Here is a 21,257-nt window from a genome sequence, read left to right on the forward strand (position 1 = left end):
GAAAGAGTCATGGTTAATAACGCAACAATTTTCTCTGATGTTTTGAATGCATGGGAGAGCTGGAATGTCACCAATTTTGCTGAGCAACGTGAGTGCTTACTTTCTGTTCAGCGCAATATGGCTGAGCTGAACGCGACGCTAGCAAGCGTGATGGCGTTTCATGTTCAACAAGCGAATATTCTGCTGGCTAACCCGCATGTGATGCCGGGGCCAACGGGCGAAACCAATGAGCTTTATGCCGCAGGTCGTGGCGTGGCTTTGGTGGTGCTTGAGAGTGAAGAGGCGCAAGCGAAGATTGCTGCAGTAGCTCAAATAACAGCAGCGCTTATTGCTGGCAATGGCGTCATTGTTTGCTCTGGTAACGAGAAGTTTAATCAAATTTTAATTTCGGCAGTCGAGCGTTCTCAGCTGCCTTCTAACCTAGTCCAGATTGTCGCTTTAGAAGAAGCCACTACCTTCATCGATTTCGATGTACGTGTAGTCGGTCTTGTAGGCTCTGAAGAAACACAATGGCAGGTTAACCATCAACTGGCTAATCGCGATGGAGCGATAGGTCTTTTGGTGTCTGAAACGGATCTGGCGTCACTTCCAACGTCGCACGATCCGAATCTAGTGTTGAGGTTCATAACGGAAAGAACAAGAACCATCAACATCACAGCAGTGGGGGGCAACGCTACCTTGCTTGAACTTGGTAGCTAGTGGCTAAGGTCTTCGGACCCGCTCCACGCCGCCCTACCAGCCTCCAGCACTAAGCATGTTGGAGGCTGAATTCTAGGATGAGGAAATAATAATGATTCAAAATAGCTTCGCTATTACGACAACTTTTATCGCTTACTTGGCGATGATGCTTGCTATCGGTGTGATCGCTTATAAGCGCACAGCGAGCTCAAGCGACTACTTTCTTGGTGGACGCTCTTTAGGCCCTTGGCCTGCAGCGCTATCTGCTGGTGCATCAGACATGAGTGGATGGCTACTACTTGGCTTGCCAGGCTACGCCTACGCAGCCGGTATCGAGGCATTTTGGTTGGCAGGTGGCCTATTAGTGGGTACTTGGCTGAACTGGCTGATCTGCGCGAAACGACTACGTACTTACAGTATTACGACTGACGCTCTGACTCTTCCTGAATATCTATCTCGTCGTTTTAACGACAACTCTAAGGTGATTCAGGTTGTATCTGCGTTCTTCATTTTGCTTTTCTTCCTTTTCTACACCAGTTCTGGTCTAGTGGCAGGCGGTAAACTGTTTGAAACGGTATTCGGCTTAGACTACACAATCGCCGTAATTATCGGCACGGTTTGTGTTGTGTCTTACACGCTATTTGGTGGCTTCCTAGCGGTATCTTGGACTGACTTAGTTCAGGGCCTACTTATGGCAGCTGCGCTAATGATTGTCCCTGTCATCGGTATGCAAGGTGGTCTTGGTCAGCTAACGGCAGACCTAGAAGCGATTAACCCTGAACTACTGACACTTTGGAATGACGCGAAAGGCCAGCCTCTGTCTGCGATTGCCATCATTTCATTGGTCGCATGGGGCCTTGGTTACTTCGGTCAACCACACATTTTGGCGCGTTTCAAAGCATCACGCACCAATAAAGATCTAACAACAGCGCGTCGCATCGCGGTTGTGTGGTCTGGTCTTTCAATGATTGGTGCACTACTAGTCGGTGTGGTTGGTTTGGTGTACATCACTAACACGGGTGGTGACGTTCTGGCTGATGGTGAGAAGATCTTCATGCTGCTTGTTAACGCACTATTCCACCCAGTGATTGCAGGTATCCTACTTGCAGCTATTCTAGCGGCAATCATGAGTACTGCGGATTCACAGCTATTGGTATCGTCTTCAGCATTAGCAGAAGATTTCTACAAGCAAATCATCAATAAGGATGCGACGTCTGAGCAGGTTGTTATGGTCGGTCGTGTTGGCGTTGTTCTGCTATCTGTGATTGCGCTTGTACTTGCTATGACGCCAGACAGCTCAGTATTGGGTCTTGTTTCTTACGCTTGGGCGGGCTTTGGTGCGGCATTTGGTCCAGCAATCCTACTTAGCCTTTACTGGGCAGGCATGAACCGTAACGGTGCTATCGCAGGTATCATCGTCGGTGGTGTGACTATTGTGGTATGGAAACAGCTTTCTGGCGGTATCTTCGATATCTACGAAATCGTCCCTGGCTTCATTCTATCTTGGATTTCAATCATGGTGGTGAGCTCAATGACGGGTGGTCCTGATAAAGACGTTCAGGCACAGCACGCGACGTTTGAGAAGAATCTGGTTGAATTAGACTAATTCACTTCGTAATTGAAAAGCCCTGACTTCGCCTCAGGGCTTTTTTACATCTGCGTATTTTAGGATGAACAGTTGTTGCATGGTTAGCCTTTTGCAGGCCGCATTCACAATGTAGAAGCTTCACCGTCAAAAGTACGCCACTGTTCTAACAAGCCTTCTATTGGGATTTTTTGGCCGTCTATGGTCGATTGTTTACCTGTCCTTGCGGCGCTTATGAGAGACTCAATCGCATGTTCAGCTTCATCGTTGTCCCTGATATCGTAAGTGTAAAGTCCTGAGTAACAGCCTGACGTTGCTGTTACCTTCAACTCATTGATCTCCAATACCGTGGTTTCCATATCAGTTCCTAAATCGGAGCACACTGAGCTATGTGGAAAAACGATATAAAACTGTGGTTCTCCGTTTAGTCGTCCCAAGACAATTTGAGCGGGAGAGTTATCATGCAAACTGCTTGAAGGGATCAAGTCACTTTTCACAAACTGCATATTCAAACTATGGTTGCCTATCCAACCTGCATTCGCAGAAAACGTAACCACAGTTGCAATGGCCGTCAGTAGTCTTTTCATCGTACGATCTTTCTCGGTTTGGTTTTATGAAGGAGACGCTTTACTAGGTAGGATAAAGCGTCGCAATGGTATCTATCTGTCTGGTCATTTCAAGGCGGATATTAATTGATTCAGCTTATCTGTCCTTTAGAGTTAAAAGTAGTACGCCACACCCACTTCAAACTTATGATCTTTATCGGTAGGTAAGGCTATGCCTCGTGAGTTCGATTTCGCCTCCAACTCTGACTTGGTATAGGTGTGTGAAGCTTCAACCCACCACAAGCCATCTTTGGAAATCGGTTGGCCGTAGCCTGTTTTCACCTGTAAGACATCGCCAAATACTCTAAGATTTCCGCTGTTTTTATCGGAGTCAACGTCACCACTCACATGCATGTACTGAGGTTGGAATACGGCATATTGACCCCAATTACCAATAGACAATGAACCGAATAGATTCAGTTGATAGCCGCTTAGGCTAGCGTCCATGCTTCCATCCTGTCTCGCCGTTCCCATAACATAAGCGACATTGGGATAGATCGAGAGCGCTTCCCAAGGTGTAGCTACTTTGGCTATGGTACCGATGGCGACCAAGTCTGAACCGATACCATTAGTGTTCTCCCAACCGCGAATGTAATCGACAGAGAATCCGGCTTGCTTGATTGCCGCGCTATCAACGTCCAGCACCTGAAAGTAGCGAAGACGAGTGTTGTTGTCTTTACTTCCGGTGCTGTTGGTTTTGGTCGCAAGGTTGTGCTCGACCAGTCCCATGAAGGTGTTGCCTTCTGAGTATTGCCCTGCTAGACCTACCATACCTTTTACCGTGCCTTGATTATCCACGGTACCAAAGACAAATGAGTTTACTTGCGTTAAATCGCTTGGGTCAGGTTGTGTGGTTTCTGCTTGTGCAAAACCTACGTTGAAGAGCGAAACTATCAGTATTGGCGTCCAACGTGTTTTCATTGTGACGGCTCCAGTGCATCGAGAATGCTTGGAACTAACTGATGGAATTGCATTGACGCAAAGCGAGGCGTTTCTGCCATAGGGTAGGCGCCGTTGAGCGCAATCACCGAGTTGGTTTCTTTGTGCATCACACACATTTGCCCATTAACACCAATCATGGCTAGGATTCGGTGTTTACCAATCTCTAACATGCGAAACTGATCTTTGTAGTAGCCTGACGCGAGCACCGATTCTTTCCCTTTTTGCCACGCTCTGCGAACCTCTTTGTTGCCTTTCCATAGGTTTCTTACAAACTCTGCAGGCAATACTTGCTCGCCTTTGTCATTTTTGCCGTCATTGAGGAAAAGTAGACCTACACGTGCAAGGTCTTTGGTTGCCATGTTCATACCGGTAGAGCCCATAGCCAGCCCCTTTTTATCCGACATAAAGTGAGCATCGGCGGCGACCCCAACTTTTTGTAGCAGGTCTTGCTCGAGGATGTTGGTAAAGGATTGACCAGTAGCACGATCGACAATGAGACCAAGGAGCTCTGAGTTCACATCTTGATAGTCGTACTTCTCACCCATGGCATAGGCTTGGCGCGTTTTAATCAGCGGGAAGAAGTCTAAGGTACCATTTGGGTATGGCTCAGCAGCCTCTTCACCGTAATAACCCTGTGCGTTAGATAGGCGAACATCCCAGTACTTCTCTTTCGTACCCGGTGCGAGGACGACGGCTGTACGCATGTCTGACACTTCTTGAACGGTTGCGGTTTCAAAAGCGGAGCCCTGAAGCTCTGGAACATACTTCACCGCGAAGTCGTCCCAACTCAATTGACCTCTTCCAACCGCAATGGCAGCCGCCATGGCCGTGAACGACTTAGAGACAGACATATCCAAATGAGGAGAAAACTCCGTCATACCATTACCAAAATGCTCATGAACAAGCTTGCCGTCTTTGAGAATAACGGCGTTGTGGTTTTGCATGCGGTTAAGCATGAAGTCTTTGGCGGACATTTCACCGTCATAATCAGGCACCATAACGTGGGTGAGATCGATAGGCTTACCCTGAGGAAGCTCTAGGACATAGTCACCTTTGTGTAAGGTGTAGCTGTGGGTGAACTTGTAGACGTGTGGCATTGCTGAGGCGATAAACTCGGGCGTTTCCCATGTCTCGCCCGTAATGCCGTATGTTTCGGCGGCGGCGATATAGTCAAGATCAGGTCCTTTGAATGTCACAGCATTCGCGTTTAGAGAGCTCGCTGCCAAAATAGAGACGAGTATTGTTTTCTTCATAACCATGTTCCCAAAATAATTTTCGATTAGCCTTTTGCTGAGGCACCTAGAGCACTTTGGAAGCAAGGTAATTCAGATCAGAATTCGAGGGCAATTCGAACGAAATTAGAAATGATTAGAAGAATGGGTGAAGCTTGGCCGACGAGCTAAAATAAATCGTAGTGAAGTTTTTTAGACAGCGTATTCAACAGGATTGAATTTTATGGAAAAAAGCGAGAAAGAGCGGGTAAAAGAGCTGCTTATTGCCACTAAGTACGGTGTGTCTGCCTCTGAGATGCCTATCATCATTCAAGTGCCGCAGGAGAGAGGGTTAGCCATCATCAAACAGCTCATTGCTGAGGGTGAGGATGTACACGCGTTAGGCGAAGGGGAAAATCCGGAGGAGTTGGTGCTGTACTCTATAGGTAGCATTGATGACAGTATTGCTCAGTATGAGTAGGCAGTACTATGACTGCCTTTATTATCTAGGGTAACTCACGATATTGTGGAATACCGCGTGTTCTGATACCGCTTCATAGCCATGCGGTTGGTCACTGTAAAAACGCAAGCTTTCACCGGCCTTTAGTAAGTGCCACTCTTGGTCAAAGAATATCTGCACTTGGCCACTTATCACATGCACATGCTCAATCACTCCCACGCTGTGTGGACTAGACATTTGCTGATGATGTCCTGACAACGTGATCTCAAAGACCTCGATACCAGTGTCTTCTTGAAAAGGAAATAACGGTTTTACCTTCATTCTAGGATCGTCAGGAAAAAGCCGCTCGGGAGTTTGCAAGCTTGGTTCGTTGGCAAAAAACGCCGAGAATGAGGTCTGAAGTCCGCTGGCGATCTTCCACAAAGTTGCGATCGTCGGGCTCGATTCTTCTCGCTCTATTTGTCCAAGCATGGCTTTGGACACGCCTGTGAGTTTGGATGTCGCATCTAGGCTTAATTTCTTCTTCTTTCGCTCTGATTTTAGATGCTGGGCGATCTCAGACCTAAATTTGGAGTCTTGCATTGGCTCTGTTCCTGTTGTGCGTTATAACGCACAGTGCTATCTTTGTTTTGTGCGTTATTGCGCACAGATGGAGTTACTATACAGAAAGGGATGACAATGAGCCAAAATATTTCCACGTTGCACCACATAACCGCGGGCTTTACTGCTGTGCTCGTCGGTTATACCAGTTCGGTGGTGATCATATTGCAAGCAGCGACGGCAGCAGGGGCGTCACCCGCGCAAATAGAGAGTTGGTTGCTCGCGCTTGGTGTAACGATGGGAGTCACGTCGATAGGTTTCTCATGGTATTACAAAATGCCAATTTTGACTGCTTGGTCGACGCCGGGTGCTGCGATACTGGTAAGTTCAGCAACGGAATATGACATGCCTGCTTTGATAGGTGCCTTTGTTGTTTCTGGTCTAATGATTGTTATCACTGGCCTTGTCTCTCCGCTTGCTCGAGCGTTGCAACGTATTCCAACCCCTCTTGCAACCGCGATGTTAGGTGCGATTTTATTGCCATTCTGCGTTCGTGCATTTGAGCCCGCCATGACGACACCTAATGCGTTTGTATGGATGTTTCTCACTTTTATCATCAGCAAGCGGTTTGTGCCCAAGTACACGATGTTGCTGCTGCTTGTTGTTGGATGCGCTTTGGCGTTTTCTGCTGATGGTGAGTTGTTCTCAAACCCAGAGCTCTCGATTGCCCAAGCGAGCTGGGTTACGCCCATGTTTGATTGGTCAGCAATGCTCAATATTTCTTTGCCGCTTTATATTGTAACCATGTTGTCTCAAAACCTTCCGGGTGTAGCGATGATGAAAAGCTATCAATATGAGACACCCGTGAAGCCTGTACTCGTGGGGACGGGTCTTGCAAACGTGCTATCCGCACCCTTTGGCGGCTTTAGTGTCAATTTAGCGGCGATATCGGCGGCGATTTGTATGAATGACGATGTAGACACGGACAAGAGCAAGCGTTACAAAGCCGTGATTTGGGCAGGGGTGTTTTATCTCATTGCTGGGCTATTAGCTTCCGTCGTGGTGTCGATGTTTTTAGCCTTTCCAAAGGAAATCACCCATATGCTTGCTGGCTTTGCGCTGCTTGGAACCCTGATGATGTGTCTGCAAAGTGCGTTTGATTCGCCAGATTACAGGGAGCCAGCTCTGTTGGTTCTGGTGGTGACGCTATCGGGTGTGACGATTTTGGGAATTAATGCGACTTTGTGGGGACTGATTGTTGGCTGGCTGTATTCGTTTACTATGAATACAGCCAAATGATGATAGGTTGTAAGAGTCTATTTTGAAAAATACATAAATGACAAGGGCCCACATAGAATGAGCCCTTTTGGTTTGAACTATGCCACGCTTGGGATTGCGCTTTGTTTTTTATCAAGAGCACCACTGAGGCGTGTTAGTAACAGTGCAACTATGACGATTACCGCTCCAACCCAAGGGGTATGCATGAGCCCCGCTTCAGCGACGATATGACCGCCACCCCATGAACCTAATGCGATACCAACGTTAAAGGCCGCGATGTTTAAGCCTGAGGCAACGTCAACCCCATCAGGCGCATACTTCTCTGCTAGCTTCACTACATAAACTTGCAAACCTGGGACGTTACCGAAGGCAAATGCACCCCATACCAAGATAGTGATGACGGCTGCAATCGGATTTACTGCCGTGAAGTTGAACACCAGTAGAATGCCAGCAAGACCCGCGAAGATAATGGTTAGGGCTTTAATTGGACCCATAGAGTCTGCCATTTTCCCACCCCAGATATTACCGATAGCAACAGAAACCCCATAGACCAACATGATCAAGCCGACGGCACTTGAATCAAAACCTGACACTTGCTCTAGGATCGGTGCAAGGTAAGTAAACGCGGTAAACGTACCACCATAGCCCAGTGCAGTAATCGCGTACACCAGAAGCAGGCGAGGCTGCGCGAGTACTTTCATTTGTGCTGATAGTTTTGCCGCTGGTGGCTGTTTTAGGTTATTTGGAACAAGGAAAGCGCTGCCAATTAGGGCGATTAATCCAAGTACCGCAACAACCAAGAACGTGGTTTGCCAGCCGAAAGTTTGTCCGATGTAAGTGCCAAGCGGAACACCTGTCACTAGAGCAACAGTCAGACCAGTAAACATAATGGCGATAGCGCTCGCGGCTTTCTCTTTAGAAACCAAGCCTGTCGCAATGGTCGAGCCAATGGAGAAGAATACCCCGTGAGCAAGACCTGTCAGGATGCGCGCAAGGACAAGAGTGTTATAGCCAGGTGCTTGCCAAGCCAAAAGATTTCCCGCGACAAACAAACTCATAACAGAGAGTAGAACGTATTTGCGTTTCCAGTTTCCTGTTAGCGCGGTCAGTACAGGTGCGCCAACCGCTACCCCAAGCGCGTATAAGCTAACCAGTAGCCCGGCAGAAGGAAGTGAAACGCCAAGATCGGTAGCCATAGTTGGTATTAATCCAACGATGACGAACTCAGTGGTACCAATGGCAAAGGCACTGAGTGTAAGTGCAAAAAGTGCAATAGGCATGTGATGTCTCCAGTAATGCGCAGCCGCTCTTATTAGTGACTGCCTTCGTTTTGTTGGGCGCATTATTGAAGAAAGTTGGATTGCGAAAAATAGTAATTGTAACAAATGATTTTTACAAATATTGCAAATATAGGATCTGACCAGGTTACCAAAAGTTAACTACTTGAAAGTATGGGGATCTCGACCCACAATCAATGGCAACCTATGAGAACGTGAATGAAGGAGTGAGTATGTCTACATCGGTAAAACTAAAAGCGGGCGATGCGTTTCCATCACTACAAGTAACGTTATTGGATGGTTCATCAGTCACACTTGGTGAGCCCAAAAACGGTTTAACATGGCAGGCGGTGTTTGTGTATCGTGGTAAGCACTGCCCACTTTGCACCAAATACCTGAACGAACTTGAGTCTTACAAGCAAGCATTTGCTGATGCAGGTGTGGATATACTAGCGGTATCTGGTGATTCTAAAGCGCAGTTAGAAAAGCATTTAGAGCAGTTAGATGTCAGCTTTCCATTGGCTTACGGTTTGACGGAAGCACAGATGAAGCAGCTTGGCGTGTATATCTCTTTGCCGCGTTCTGAGAAGGAGACAGACCATAATTTCGCTGAACCAGGGCTGTTTGTGGTGAATGAGCATGGCAATCTTCATGTTGTCGATATCTCAAACAACCCGTTTGTAAGACCGGAATTAGGCGCGCTATCCCGCGGTCTTGCTTGGATTCGCGATCCAAATAACAACTATCCAATTCGTGGAACGCTAGATTACTAAGCTCATTTCAAACGTGGTGCGACATTTGATTGCACCACTTTCTTCATCTCCACAATTTCTTCAACTTTCCTGCAAAATTACCGCGTATCTTTCCAATCCCTACACGTGACTTGCCAACTGAAATTTTAGTTGTTGCAAAGGACAAATTGGAGAGATGCATGATTCGTAAACTTAACATCAAACGAACGATTATTGGCACTTTACTTGCCGCGTTGGTTGCTCCAGCCGCTGCCAAGCAGATCCCTGTCCCACCGTCGAAAGTGAAGCCAGTGGTGGTGAAGTCCGCGTTTAAGCCAGTTCAAAAAGCGCCAGTGCACCGCAGTTTTCACTATAGAAAACTTCCTAAAGGCGCAACGTTTGTTTTGATTGCTGGAATTAGCTATGCGGTAATAGACAACGCTTATTACAAGCGTAGTAATGACACCTACATTTATGTAGAACAGCCACCCGTTTCTGCGCAACCTCAGATTCAAGCTGGTGTGAATAGTGAGAGTCAGTCAACGGTAACGGGAATGCAGGGTAAAGTCGTCCAATTAGTGCCAGAGAATGCAACGACGGTTACCGTTGACGGCGCGACCTTTTATGTCGATGGTGGAGACTGGTATGCCCCTATTGCAGGCACCAGTCAGTTCGTCATTGTCGAGCCACAGCTATAGTATGCGTTGTTTGATATGAAGAGGGAGCCGCTAGGCTCCCTCTTCTTGATCTATCAGGCTTAGGCACGAAGTTGGATATCATACGTCTCTGACCAAATACGCAGATCGTCGAGTATCTTCAGCGCACTTTGACCAAATTCGGTAAGCTCATAACTGACGGCAATCGGCCTATCACTGATAACCTTGCGCTCCACCATGCCTTCCAGCTCAAGCTCTTTCAGTCTCTGGTCGACCATTTTTTTACTAGCGCCGCCTAGCAGGCGCGTTAGATCATTAAAACGCACCGGACCATCTTTGAGATGATAGATAATGGAGCCCTTCCACTTACCACCTATCAGGCGCATGCCTTTCTCGATCGCACAGGGCTCTGAGCAGACGTTTTCTACCGACTTACGCCCGCGACTATCAATCTTGATTTGGCTTTCCACGATAAAGCTCCTAGGTCACCAAATGGTAACTGGTTGAAACAGAAATATAGGTCACCATAATATACCTAGTCACTAGAAATTCAATAAAAGAAAGAATTTCAATATAAGAAAGTATCAACAAAGAGAAAGTCATTATGAGCCAAAAAATCAAACTGGATGTCGTATCGGATGTTGTGTGTCCATGGTGCATCATAGGTTACAAGCGACTAGAGCAGGCGATACGCGAACTGGGTGCCGAGGATCGTATCGATCTTGAGTGGCAGCCGTTTGAGCTCAATCCTCATATGCCGTTGGAAGGTCAAAATCTTCGTGAGCACTTGGCAGAGAAATATGGCACGACAAAAGAAGATAGTATTCGTGCGCGTGAAAACCTGACGAACTTAGGCGCAGAGCTGGGCTTCCGATTCCAGTACGACGACGATATGAAAATGCTTAATACGTTCGAGTCGCACATCTTGCTTGAGTACGCTAAATCACAAGGTAAACAAACTGAGCTAAAACTGAGACTTTTCAGTGCGTTCTTTGGTGAGGGGAAAGATATTAGTAACCGCGAAGTATTAGCTACTGAGCTACAAGCAGTTGGACTAAACAGCCAAGAGGCACTACAACTTCTCGACAACCCAGAAGCACGTCTGCAAGTTCAACAAGCAGAAGATATGTGGAAGCGAGCGGGTATTAGCTCTGTCCCAACGGTGGTGTTCAACCGAGAGAGTGCATTGACGGGTGCTCAGCCGGTTGATGTTTATAAGCAGGTGTTACAAGAGTTGCTTGATAAATAGCCGTTCAAATGAATAGAGAGGGTCAGGCATTGCGAACGCAATGTCTGACCCTTGTTGACATTAACCTACATCAGCATTGAGTTCCTGCTCTGCGACGGACAACATTGCAAACTCTTCTTCTGCACTAGATGCAACTAAGTTGTTGCGGCTATAAAGGCCATAGTAAACCCCACCAATGACAAACAGTCCAAATGTCATATAGAACGCCGATGGGTCAAACGCATACACACCGGTAAGTGCGACTAGCGATAAGATGAGTGAGATCCCAGAGGTAACAACCCCGCCCGGCGTACGATACGGACGCTCAAGGTCTGGTTGCTTCACTCTCAGTAAGATGTGGCTAAGCGACATCAAGGCATAGGACACTGTTGCGCCAACAACAGCCATGGCCAAAATCAAGTCTCCCTCGCCAGTAAGAGACACAGCAAATCCAAAGATGCCTGGAACAATCAGAGCGCGAGATGGCACTTTGTTCTTGCTCGTTAAAGATAAGCTTTTCGGCAGATACCCAGCTCTGGATAGTGCAAAAACCAAGCGGCTATAGCCGTAAACAATCGAGAAGAATGAGGCGATAAGGCCAGCAAGTCCAAGCATGTTCACTAAGGTCGCAATCGTAGGGTTGTTCGTCACTTTTAACGCATCGACCAGAGGTACAGCACTTGCGCCAATCAGCTCTGAACCCGCAGCGCCTGCAAGTAGAAAGACAACGAGTGCGGCAGTGACGAGTAAGAATACCATCGCGCCAATAATACCTTTTGGTACGTCTTTCGCTGGATTTTTAGCTTCTTCTGCGGCGAGAGGCACCCCTTCAACGGCTAAGAACAGCCACATCGCAAAGGGCAGTGCAGCCCAAACACCATACCAACCAAAAGGTAGGAGTTCTGTCGCTGCTGCAGTGGCAGGTGCGATGTCAAACAGGTTACTGGCATCAAAGTGACCAATGAGTGCAACTGCGGTCAGTATGATAGCGAGAACGGCTAGACCGCTAATCACCATCATAACCTTGAGCGCCTCACCGACACCAAATAGGTGAATACCAATAAATGCCGCATAAAATAGCGCATAAACGACGGGCCCATCGATGCCTATTAACTCATTCACCGCAGAGCCAATGAAGATGACGATGGCCGCCGGAGCTAGCGCATACTCGATGAGTACCGCCAGCCCAGTGACAAAACCGCCAGTTGGCCCCATAGCTTGCCTAGCAAAACTGTACCCCCCGCCAGCGGCAGGAATGGCAGCGGACATCTCGGCGAGTGAGAGCACTAAAGTCAAGTACATGACGGCCATGGCGATGGCAGCAATCAGAAACCCTGCCCAGCCGGCTTGTGCGATGCCAAAATTCCAGCCAGCGAAGTCGCCAGAAATGACATAAGAGACTCCGAGGCCTGCAAGTAAAATCCACCCTGCGGTGCCTCTTTTTAACTGTCTTTTCGACAAGTATTCTTGATGTTTGGTCATAGTAGATCCCTCTACAAACGGTTGATAAGAAAATTGTTAGAGTTGGTTTGGTTGAGTGTTGAACTGCTGTTGTCGTCAATCTCAGAGCGGTCTTTGAGATCGACACCAGATAGATGTAGTCGCCTCGCTTCTTCGAGCAGGTATAGCGTTCGCTGACAGGCGTCGTCGTAACTCAAGCCTTCAGGCCTAATATTTGAGATACAGTTTCTCTCAGAGTCTTTGGCGCCTCGTTTTGCGCCCCACGTCAGGTACAATCCCATGCTATCTGGTGAAGATAATCCGGGTCTTTCACCTATCAAAATAAGCGCCATACGAGCGTTAAAGCATTCAGCGACATCATCGGCAATAGCGACTCTCCCTTGCTTGACAATGATAATGGGAGCTAAGTGCCATGATTTGCTTTCGTCTAGTTTTCGAAGAAGTCGCTCTAAAAAGGGAGCGGCGTGATTCTGTATTGCCGTTGATGACAATCCGTCGGCGATGACGATAGCGAGGTCGGGTTGGGATTGAGATGTGGACGCCTGTTTTTTCAGTTTTGCCCAAGATGCGTCACTGAGCTGACGCCCTAAATCGGGTCTTTGAAGGTACATTAAGCGATCGGTTATTTTGCTTTCGACAGCTTGAATTTCTCCTGACGCGATGGACTGAAGTATTGGTAACTGCTCAAGCTCGAATTTTAAGGCTTGAGTATCTAGCGCGCAGTGTACTGCATCCATCGCTTGGGCGTGATCAAGCTGAAACGACAACAGTGCGTCGGTCGGGATGCTGTTGCCAGTTCTGCCCAGTGCGATTCGTGCTGAGGTCAAGCTACGCAGTTTCTGCCAAGGGCTGGTCACCACAGAGTTTGACGCTTTGTTAATGTTGACTACCTTTGTCATGTCACTTTCCTTAGCTAACCTGTTTGATGGCATTAGAGAATGGGGTGGCAAGTTGGTCGTTTAGACGCACTTTATCGACATCGTTAAAAATCTGGGTATCTACCAGCCACTTCTCGAACTCGGGGGCAGGTCGTAAGCCAAGCACCTTTCGAGCGTAGAGTGCATCGTGAAATGAGGTGGTTTGATAGTTAAGCATGATGTCGTCAGAGCCTGGGATCCCCATAATGAAGGAGCACTCAGCGACACCGAGTAAAGTGAGTAGATTGTCCATGTCATTTTGATCGGCGTAGGCATGGTTGGTGTAGCAAATGTCACAGCCCATCGGTAAGCCCAGCAATTTCCCGCAGAAATGATCTTCCAGTCCCGCCCTAATAATTTGTTTACCATCAAACAGATATTCTGGGCCGATAAAGCCCACAACGGTGTTGACCAACAATGGGTCAAACTGGCGTGCTACCGCATAGGCTCTTGCTTCACAAGTTTGCTGATCAACGCCGTGAAAAGCGTTAGCAGACAGTGCGGTGCCCTGACCCGTTTCGAAGTACATGACGTTGTTACCCACCGTACCGCGATTGAGCGACAGCGCTGCCTGCTGTGCTTCTTCCAAAATAGAAAGATTGATGCCAAACGTGTCATTGGTGCCTTGCGTCCCACCAATCGACTGAAACACCAAATCGACGGGCGCTCCTAGCTCAATGGCTTCAATGGTATTAGTGACATGAGTTAAAACGCAGGACTGAGTTGGTATCTGATATTGCTGGATGACCTCATCCATAAGCTGCATCAGCTTTATCGCTTGAGGAACGTTATCCGTTGCCGGATTGATGCCAATGACGGCGTCTCCATTCCCGTACATCAGGCCATCGAAAATACTTGCGGCAATGCCATTGAGCGAATCAGTTGGATGGTTGGGCTGCAGACGAGTGGAAAGGCGTCTCGGCAGTCCAATCGTATTTCGAAAAGCAGTCACAACCTGACACTTCTTAGCGACTAGGATGAGATCTTGATTGCGCATGATTTTGCTCACCGCCGCTACCATTTCTGGCGTAAGCCCTGATCTTATTTGCGCCAGTGTTTCCGAGTCAGCCTGATCACTAAGTAACCAGTTTCTAAAATCACCTACCGTGAGGTGCTCGATGAGTGAGAAGGCTTGTTTGTCATGGCTATCGATGATCAGTCGGGTAATCTCATCACTCTCGTAAGGGATCACGACGTCATTGAGAAACGTTTTGAGCGGTAAATCTGCAAGCGTCATCTGCGCCACTACGCGCTCTGCTGCAGACTCTGCACATACTCCAGCTAAGGCATCTCCAGATCGTTCAGGGGTGGCTTTCGCCATCAGTTCTGCAAGCGAACTAAACGTAAATACATGGTTTCCTTGCTGTCGACGATAGGGTTGTCGATGGTGCTTCGCTGTCATGACGACTCCTTTATTGGTTCGATTCTTGCTGCCTTTATCAATAAGCGTGTCTCGCAGCTAATGGGTGAGTTTGCGAATAGCGTTCCAGATGTATATCAAAAAATGGCAATCATTAAATTTTTTATTAAACAATGGGTTAAATAGATTTTGCGCCATGGTTGGGCACCAAGAATCCCTTTGGAAGGAGTAGTCGTGATGGATGACATTTGCAAGTTTGCGCCAGAGTTGTGCATTCGTCCCTCAAATGATGCAAACCAACAAGCAGACGAATTGTTCAATTGGGCCCAAGCCTATGATCAGATCACGGATGGTGCGTATCATGGTCGTATTGTCGAGCGACGCTTTTCTAAGGTTCATGTGTTTCGTGAAGAGAGCAATCGAGGTTTAAGGCAGGATTGCCAAGTCACTAAAGGCGGGCTGTGGCTGGGGTTAAGTGCGACTGATAAGTCTCTGTATCTGAATCATCACCAGCAAGACGCTGACGATATGTTGCTTCGCGCGGGTGGACTGGACTTTGAGCTAGTGACGCCGGAAGATTTCTCGATTTACGGCGTGGTGCTGGACGAGCAAGCCTTGGGTTCTATTCTCGACCACTTGGATGTCGAGACAGAGAGTTTGGTAACGCTCAGCCAAGTAGTATCGACATCTCATGCTCATCAACTTAAAGCTTACCTCTCGATATTGCTATCGAATCAACCGGTAGGTTGGTCTTACCATACTCATGAATCACTACTTTTGGACTTTGTAGCCGATGTCCTTTGCTCGTCTCACGGTAGCAAAGATTCAATGGAGCCTTTGTTTCAACGTGCCAAAGTCATGAAGCGGGTAAAGCAAACATTAGAGAGTAGTGATTGGTCTCATCCAATAACCATCAGCGAGCTTTGCAGTGCCGTACATGTGAGTCGCAGAACGTTACAAAACACGTTTCACTCTTGCTGTGGCATGTCACCCCACCAGTTTCTCCTGCGAGTGAGGTTGAACCAAGCTCGCAGGGCTTTGCTTACTAGTGACGGCGAGCACTCCGTTTATGAGATCGCGTTCAATCATGGCTTCTATCACTTAGGACTCTTCGCCAGTAACTATAAAAAGCTGTTTGGTGAGAATCCGTCTGCGACGCTTACACAACGTTAGATTCAGATGATTCATCAACTGTGGCGGCCGTTTGAACCGCCATAGTAATAATGTGCTTTAAGCTTGATATCGTTAGAAGTGCTGATTCAGGTGCGCTTCAAATCGAGCGAAATCATTGTCGATATCTGCATTTTTCATCACATCATACGCCGCAAACGTTGGTAGCGCTTGCATGCCAAAGAAACGGAAGTTAGCGTGCATGTGGAACATCAAATCGTCGACGCTTTTACCTTGGAATAGATACTCAGAATCGTCATTGAATGACTCTTCTGGAGCATTGAAGGTAAGCGATAGCATGTACTTAGAGTCTTTCAGAACACCGCCTGTACCGTAGTTCTTTTTCGGTTCTGCTTCGGTGCGACCATCAAATAAGCAAAGGTCACCACCCATACCTGCGGTGAACACTTCATCCATATACTTTTTAAAACTCCAAGGCACGGTCATCCAGTTCACTGGTGATTGAATAATCACTCGATCTGCCCATTTGAAGTTTTCAAGTTCAGCAGGGACATCAATGGTTTCTTGCATAGTGACCACGCGAGTCTGGTGACCCTTGCTCTGCAAAAGTGTCACGGCTTTGTCGACGAGTGTCGCGTTCAATTTGCCTTCTGAAAATGGATAAGGTTGGTGTGCGTTGATAATAAGTACGTTGCTCATGGTTTAATGACCTCTTAGTTTCACGTTGGCTAGGAATCACTCCGAGCGCTTGAGTGGTATCTTACGGTAACCTAAAAACCAATTGCAATTAGTATACTTTTAGTAACCTTGGTGTTTGACTCTCTAGATACAGAACGGTCATCGTTGATCACACAGTTTTTGATCTTGATTGTGTACCTTCAATCAACAACTTAGTAATCTAAATCTCAATGAATTGTGGTTTATCAAACAGAGACAAAACAATGAAGGTTGTTGCGGTAACCGCATGCCCGACAGGCATCGCTCATACCTATATGGCAGCAGACGCCATTCGTAAGGCTGCTCAAAAACAGGGCATAGGCGTTAAAGTGGAAACTCAGGGCGCAATGGGAATAGAGAGCCAACTGAGTACCCAAGATATTGCTAATGCAGACTTGGTATTGATTGCCTCTGACATTGAAGTGGAGCATCGAGCGCGCTTCACGGGTAGCAAAATACATTGTGTAACGATCGAAGAGGTCCTTACTGATGTCGAATCTGTACTTCAGCGCTGCGTTGAATTGGTTAGTCGTTAGAGCATGATAGAGCGTCGAATTACATTCGTTCTGCCTGAGGATGGTTTTTCGGGTTGGAAGGTTAATCGATTGAAAACCTTGAGCGGTATGTTTCGTTCTGTGGTGATATTGCACAACTTGACGTGCTGGGACAGTGCCAACATTGAACACGCGCTTAAAGTCTTTGCGCTCGCAGGAAAACAAGATGATCTGTGCCAACTTCACATAGAAGGCTCTGACGCCGAGCTTGCCTGCATGGTGTTGATGGACTTTGTCGCTGAACACTTTATGTTGGTCAACACGGCGCACCGCTCTAACAAGCGAGCAAACCTGTCGCTTCTCAAAGCGCTTAGCACCTTTCAGTTACCCTTCGAGCTTGATTATCACTTTGCTCGCGTCGAGGACTCCGACAAAGCGCAAGTACTTGCAACGATTGCCAGCCTAGCAAGTCAAGAACATAGTGCTAAGCTGGAACAAGATTTTCTTAACCGCGAATTGCACTCATCAACTGCCACAGGAAAAAAGATTGCACTGCCACATATCATCACTCCATTGATTGAGAGGGCGACGTTGGTCGTGATTAAGTCGGCAGAGCCTATGGACTGGCAATCATCGAAACTTGGGCCAGTATCGCTGGTCATTTCACTAATTTTGCCATCTCCTCCTACCCGACCCTTATTGGTTAGTTTTACCCATTTAACCAAGTCTCTTCTGGATGAGGAGTTCTGCCATCTCTTGACCACAAGTCGTGAGCCAGAAGCGATAAGAGCCATTCTCACCCATCAACTTGTAAAGGGGCAACGCGCCCAATCTTCACAGTGATTGGCGATACTCACTTGGGGTCTGCCCTGAGCGAGATTTAAATACCCTGAAGAAATAGTTTACGTCTTGATAGCCACATCGGGTGGCGACTTCTTGAAGCTTAAAATCGTATTTTTTGAGCATGAACTTCGCGCGCTCCATTCGTACCCAAGTAATGTAATCAGCCAAAGTCATATGTCCATGCTGCCTAAACAGCCGTGAAAGGTGGTTGGGGCTGATGTGAAAACGGCGGGCAATACTGCTTCTCGTGATAGTCCGATGAAAGTTCTCTTGAATGTAGATGCAGATACCTTGATAGAGGTCACCACTTTTCAGGTTGTCCGAGGGTTCGGACACCATAGATTGGCTATAGGAAAGCAGCGCCATCAGTAGATGTTCATCCATTGGTGACTTTTGGGGCTCGCGAGCAATCGCGTTCAATGCCTCTAAAATATGGTCGATAGCATGCCCGGTACGGGTCTGGATACTGTGTTTTTGGATATCATAGAACCCTTTTTCTCCCTCACGCTTACTTACTAAACTAAAACCCATTTGACGTTTGCCAAACAGCAAACTCAGCACTGAACAATCCCCTTGCCAGTTGGGTTTGTTCCAACAGTTGGGTGGGATATAGAGCGCATCACCAGAAAGCACCTTAATGGTTGAAATGCCTTGTTCAGGGTCTTCGAGTTCATTTTCATATTCACCACTAATAACCAACTCTAAGCGTGGGAAGTTGACCTGATAGCTAAATGCGGGGGGCGTTAACTGATCGGCCGCAAACCAGATGCGGTTGAAATGCTCTCTTTCAGAGATCAGGGTTTCAATTAGGTGGTGGAACATGGCGACAGTTTCTCCAGTAAACGAGAGCAAAAACAGAAAAAATCGTGATTCACGTCATGCTTATTCTCACTCTAGAGTAGGTTACAAAGCTCTAGAAAGGTATGACAAGAAAATGTCTCTCGATTCTTGTCTCAAACACGAATCAATATAAGTTATTGTAAAATATTAATATATTGTCATTTATTTTAAGCCGATGGACTAGTTGTTTATATTGAGCTAGTTCACACTAAAATAGTATGGTTACAATAATCCAGTAAAAGCCTTCTTGGTGCACTAAAAAATATTGCCAAATCTACGGATAATTATCCTATCGAGTGACTACATCACTTCTCGACTCTAGCGCCGGTGACATGCACGGTAATAAAAACTGGGAAAGAGAATCTTGTAGTCCAACCTCCCGACACAAGGTTAAATAGGACAATCATTATGATTACGGATCTCATCAATGAAAAACTGATCTGCCTAGATCTAAAAGCGACCAGCAAGGATGAAGTTTTCTCCGAGATGGCAGAGCTTCTAGCAGAGCAAGGTAGAATCAGTGACAAACCCCAGTTCTTAGCAGACATCTATGCACGAGAAGAAATCGGCAATACCGGTTTTGAGGATGGCGTCGCTCTGCCCCATGCGAAGAGTAAAGCGGTTAGTGAGCCAGCGGTAGCTATCGGTGTCAGTAAGACTGGTATCGATTATGGTGCGGAAGATGGTCAACTATCGAAACTGTTTTTTATGATCGCCTCCCCTGACGGCGGCTCAGAGCATCATATCGAAGTACTTGCTGAGCTTTCTTCGAAATTGATTGAAGAAGGGTTTATTGAAAACTTCCTTAACGCTCAATCTGAGCAGCAAGCTCTCGAATTATTACTCGCAAAATCAGAATCTAACAACGATCTGCCTGAAGCTAACAAAGGCTTTTTGATTGGTGTTACCGGATGCCCAACAGGGGTTGCGCACACCTATCTTGCTGCTGAAGCGCTTGAAAAAGGGGCAGCAGAGCTTGGTTACCAAATTAAGGTCGAAACCAATGGCTCTATCGGTGTTAAAAATGCCCCGACTGCCGAAGAAATTGCTAGAGCGGATGCGATAGTTGTCGCTTCAGATAAACAAGTTGATATGAATCGATTCGCTGGTAAAAAACTCATTGAGGCTGGTGTTAAAGCGCCGATTAGCGATGCAAAAGGTCTGATAGAAAAATCGCTAAACGCTCCGGTTTTTGTTGCCGATGCGACAGCTGCTAAGTCTGTTGATAACTCGTCAAAGCGTTCTGATCTTTATCGTTATCTGATGAACGGTGTATCGCATATGATTCCGTTCGTTGTGACCGGTGGTTTGCTGATTGCTTTAGCATTGGCGATTGGTGGTCAACCTACAGAAGCGGGTATGGCCATTCCTGATGGCAGCATGTGGAATAAGGTGCTCGATGTTGGTGTTGTCGCCTTTACGCTGATGATTCCTATCCTTGCTGGTTATATTGCCTATGCGATTGCTGACCGCCCTGGTTTGGCTCCTGGTTTGATTGGCGGTTGGATTGCAAACAACGGCTCATTTTATGGTGCTGAAGCAGGCACTGGCTTTATCGGTGCTATCGTCGCGGGTTTGTTGGTCGGTTACTTCGTCAAATGGGTAACGACGCGTAATTACCACAAGTTTATCCAGCCTTTGGTGCCTATTATGATTGCGCCAATTACGGGTTCACTGTTTATCTCTGCGCTGTTTATCTTTGTTATTGGCGCACCGATTGCGAGCCTAATGGACAGTCTGAATGCGATGCTAATTAGCATGAGTACTGGCAGTGTTATTTTGCTGGGTATCGTACTCGGCGGTATGGCTGGCTTTGATATGGGTGGTCCATTTAACAAGGTAGCGTTTCTATTCTCAGTTGGCATGATTGCCAGTGGTCAGACACAGTTCATGGGTGCGATGGCGTGTGCTATCCCAGTAGCACCGTTAGGTATGGGACTAGCAACAGTACTTGGTCGTAAGTTCAACCTATTCGAAGAGTCAGAACTTGAGGCGGGTAAAGCTGCAGGTGCGATGGGCCTAGTCGGTATTTCGGAAGGTGCGATACCGTTCGCAGCGCAAGATCCAATGTCGGTCATCCCTGCTAACGTAATCGGCTCGATGGTTGCAGCAGTGATGGCGTTCTCATTCGGCATCACGAATAGCGTAGCCCATGGCGGTCCAGTTGTTGCTTTACTAGGTGCGATGAACAAACCACTGCTTGCTCTAGTTTGTATGGCTGCTGGTACTGTTGTGACTGCTTTGGTTTGCATTAGCTTGAAGAAAATGCGTGTAGAAAAAGTTCAATTGGCTGCGGCGTAATT

General features: G+C 47.2%; 22 protein-coding genes. 11 read left to right on the top strand and 11 right to left on the bottom strand.

The window, feature by feature from the left end; genetic code table 11:
* Positions 1 to 9 precede the first annotated feature (9 nt).
* Both AC6I8U_RS21425 and putP read left to right on the top strand, forming a co-directional pair.
* A complete protein-coding gene (locus AC6I8U_RS21425; protein WP_498018453.1) occupies positions 10 to 699 on the top strand; it encodes a 1-pyrroline-5-carboxylate dehydrogenase in 690 nt (229 codons plus the stop codon).
* 91 nt (positions 700 to 790) lie between these two features.
* Positions 791 to 2,284: a sodium/proline symporter PutP gene (putP, locus tag AC6I8U_RS21430; protein ID WP_234497668.1), complete on the top strand. Its 1,494-nt coding sequence runs from the start codon at positions 791 to 793 to the stop codon at positions 2,282 to 2,284.
* Positions 2,285 to 2,388: 104 nt separating this feature from the next.
* Here putP and AC6I8U_RS21435 read toward each other — a convergent pair whose 3' ends face one another.
* The 3 genes from AC6I8U_RS21435 to AC6I8U_RS21445 form a co-directional block, all read right to left on the bottom strand.
* The gene (locus AC6I8U_RS21435) at positions 2,389 to 2,850 is read right to left on the bottom strand and encodes a hypothetical protein (protein ID WP_498018454.1); all 462 of its coding nucleotides are present in this window, start codon (positions 2,848 to 2,850) and stop codon (positions 2,389 to 2,391) included.
* A gap of 132 nt (positions 2,851 to 2,982) precedes the next feature.
* Positions 2,983 to 3,789 (bottom strand): hypothetical protein, encoded by an 807-nt coding sequence (locus AC6I8U_RS21440; protein WP_498018455.1) that lies wholly within the window; start codon positions 3,787 to 3,789, stop codon positions 2,983 to 2,985.
* Positions 3,786 to 5,063: a serine hydrolase domain-containing protein gene (locus AC6I8U_RS21445; protein ID WP_498018456.1), complete on the bottom strand. Its 1,278-nt coding sequence runs from the start codon at positions 5,061 to 5,063 to the stop codon at positions 3,786 to 3,788. The genes AC6I8U_RS21440 and AC6I8U_RS21445 overlap by 4 nt, the downstream gene beginning before the upstream one ends.
* 202 nt (positions 5,064 to 5,265) lie before the next feature.
* On the opposite strand from AC6I8U_RS21445, the gene AC6I8U_RS21450 reads away from it, so the two are divergent.
* The gene (locus tag AC6I8U_RS21450) at positions 5,266 to 5,502 is read left to right on the top strand and encodes a hypothetical protein (protein WP_234497674.1); all 237 of its coding nucleotides are present in this window, start codon (positions 5,266 to 5,268) and stop codon (positions 5,500 to 5,502) included.
* 21 nt (positions 5,503 to 5,523) lie between these two features.
* Here AC6I8U_RS21450 and AC6I8U_RS21455 read toward each other — a convergent pair whose 3' ends face one another.
* A complete protein-coding gene (locus AC6I8U_RS21455) occupies positions 5,524 to 6,063 on the bottom strand; it encodes a helix-turn-helix domain-containing protein (RefSeq protein WP_498018457.1) in 540 nt (179 codons plus the stop codon).
* Positions 6,064 to 6,159: 96 nt separating this feature from the next.
* Here AC6I8U_RS21455 and AC6I8U_RS21460 point away from each other — a divergent pair, with 96 nt between their 5' ends.
* Positions 6,160 to 7,320: a benzoate/H(+) symporter BenE family transporter gene (locus AC6I8U_RS21460; protein WP_498018458.1), complete on the top strand. Its 1,161-nt coding sequence runs from the start codon at positions 6,160 to 6,162 to the stop codon at positions 7,318 to 7,320.
* A 77-nt stretch (positions 7,321 to 7,397) separates the two neighbouring features.
* Here the strand turns inward: AC6I8U_RS21460 and AC6I8U_RS21465 are convergent, their stop codons facing one another.
* Positions 7,398 to 8,579 (bottom strand): MFS transporter, encoded by a 1,182-nt coding sequence (locus AC6I8U_RS21465; protein WP_498018459.1) that lies wholly within the window; start codon positions 8,577 to 8,579, stop codon positions 7,398 to 7,400.
* A 230-nt stretch (positions 8,580 to 8,809) separates the two neighbouring features.
* Between AC6I8U_RS21465 and AC6I8U_RS21470 the strand changes: the two genes are divergently transcribed.
* A complete protein-coding gene (locus AC6I8U_RS21470) occupies positions 8,810 to 9,349 on the top strand; it encodes a peroxiredoxin family protein (protein WP_498018460.1) in 540 nt (179 codons plus the stop codon).
* Between the two features lie 158 nt (positions 9,350 to 9,507).
* Complete coding sequence (locus AC6I8U_RS21475; protein WP_498018461.1) at positions 9,508 to 10,005, top strand: DUF6515 family protein; 498 nt, start codon at positions 9,508 to 9,510, stop codon at positions 10,003 to 10,005.
* Between the two features lie 59 nt (positions 10,006 to 10,064).
* Here the strand turns inward: AC6I8U_RS21475 and AC6I8U_RS21480 are convergent, their stop codons facing one another.
* On the bottom strand, positions 10,065 to 10,433 hold the full coding sequence (locus tag AC6I8U_RS21480; protein WP_498018462.1) for a winged helix-turn-helix transcriptional regulator: 369 nt from the start codon (positions 10,431 to 10,433) through the stop codon (positions 10,065 to 10,067).
* 134 nt (positions 10,434 to 10,567) lie between these two features.
* Here AC6I8U_RS21480 and AC6I8U_RS21485 point away from each other — a divergent pair, with 134 nt between their 5' ends.
* Positions 10,568 to 11,212: a DsbA family oxidoreductase gene (locus tag AC6I8U_RS21485; protein ID WP_498018463.1), complete on the top strand. Its 645-nt coding sequence runs from the start codon at positions 10,568 to 10,570 to the stop codon at positions 11,210 to 11,212.
* 60 nt (positions 11,213 to 11,272) lie between these two features.
* Here the strand turns inward: AC6I8U_RS21485 and eat are convergent, their stop codons facing one another.
* The 3 genes from eat to AC6I8U_RS21500 are packed head-to-tail and all read right to left on the bottom strand — an operon-like array spanning position 11,273 to position 14,971.
* Positions 11,273 to 12,673 carry an ethanolamine permease gene (gene eat / locus AC6I8U_RS21490; protein ID WP_498018464.1) on the bottom strand — a complete coding sequence of 467 codons (1,401 nt, stop codon included), beginning with the start codon at positions 12,671 to 12,673 and terminating at the stop codon, positions 11,273 to 11,275.
* 11 nt (positions 12,674 to 12,684) lie between these two features.
* Positions 12,685 to 13,551, bottom strand: coding sequence for an ethanolamine ammonia-lyase subunit EutC (gene eutC, locus AC6I8U_RS21495; protein ID WP_498018465.1), 867 nt, complete (start codon positions 13,549 to 13,551; stop codon positions 12,685 to 12,687).
* Positions 13,552 to 13,561: 10 nt separating this feature from the next.
* Positions 13,562 to 14,971, bottom strand: a complete 1,410-nt coding sequence (locus tag AC6I8U_RS21500) for an ethanolamine ammonia-lyase subunit EutB (protein WP_498018466.1) — start codon at positions 14,969 to 14,971, stop codon at positions 13,562 to 13,564.
* Positions 14,972 to 15,166: 195 nt separating this feature from the next.
* On the opposite strand from AC6I8U_RS21500, the gene AC6I8U_RS21505 reads away from it, so the two are divergent.
* Positions 15,167 to 16,102 (top strand): helix-turn-helix domain-containing protein, encoded by a 936-nt coding sequence (locus AC6I8U_RS21505; protein ID WP_498018467.1) that lies wholly within the window; start codon positions 15,167 to 15,169, stop codon positions 16,100 to 16,102.
* A 72-nt stretch (positions 16,103 to 16,174) separates the two neighbouring features.
* Here AC6I8U_RS21505 and AC6I8U_RS21510 read toward each other — a convergent pair whose 3' ends face one another.
* Positions 16,175 to 16,759 carry an NAD(P)H-dependent oxidoreductase gene (locus tag AC6I8U_RS21510; protein WP_498018468.1) on the bottom strand — a complete coding sequence of 195 codons (585 nt, stop codon included), beginning with the start codon at positions 16,757 to 16,759 and terminating at the stop codon, positions 16,175 to 16,177.
* 242 nt (positions 16,760 to 17,001) lie between these two features.
* Between AC6I8U_RS21510 and AC6I8U_RS21515 the strand changes: the two genes are divergently transcribed.
* Positions 17,002 to 17,313 carry a PTS fructose transporter subunit IIB gene (locus tag AC6I8U_RS21515; RefSeq protein ID WP_128649979.1) on the top strand — a complete coding sequence of 104 codons (312 nt, stop codon included), beginning with the start codon at positions 17,002 to 17,004 and terminating at the stop codon, positions 17,311 to 17,313.
* A gap of 3 nt (positions 17,314 to 17,316) precedes the next feature.
* The gene (locus AC6I8U_RS21520; RefSeq protein WP_498018469.1) at positions 17,317 to 18,114 is read left to right on the top strand and encodes a PTS sugar transporter subunit IIA; all 798 of its coding nucleotides are present in this window, start codon (positions 17,317 to 17,319) and stop codon (positions 18,112 to 18,114) included.
* On the opposite strand, the gene AC6I8U_RS21525 is transcribed toward AC6I8U_RS21520, so the two are convergent.
* Positions 18,106 to 18,936 carry a helix-turn-helix transcriptional regulator gene (locus AC6I8U_RS21525; RefSeq protein WP_498018470.1) on the bottom strand — a complete coding sequence of 277 codons (831 nt, stop codon included), beginning with the start codon at positions 18,934 to 18,936 and terminating at the stop codon, positions 18,106 to 18,108. The genes AC6I8U_RS21520 and AC6I8U_RS21525 overlap by 9 nt on opposite strands.
* A gap of 426 nt (positions 18,937 to 19,362) precedes the next feature.
* On the opposite strand from AC6I8U_RS21525, the gene AC6I8U_RS21530 reads away from it, so the two are divergent.
* A complete protein-coding gene (locus AC6I8U_RS21530; RefSeq protein ID WP_498018471.1) occupies positions 19,363 to 21,255 on the top strand; it encodes a PTS fructose transporter subunit IIABC in 1,893 nt (630 codons plus the stop codon).
* Positions 21,256 to 21,257: the final 2 nt, after the last annotated feature.

The sequence above is a fragment of the Vibrio sp. KUL80 genome, assembly GCF_059725495.1.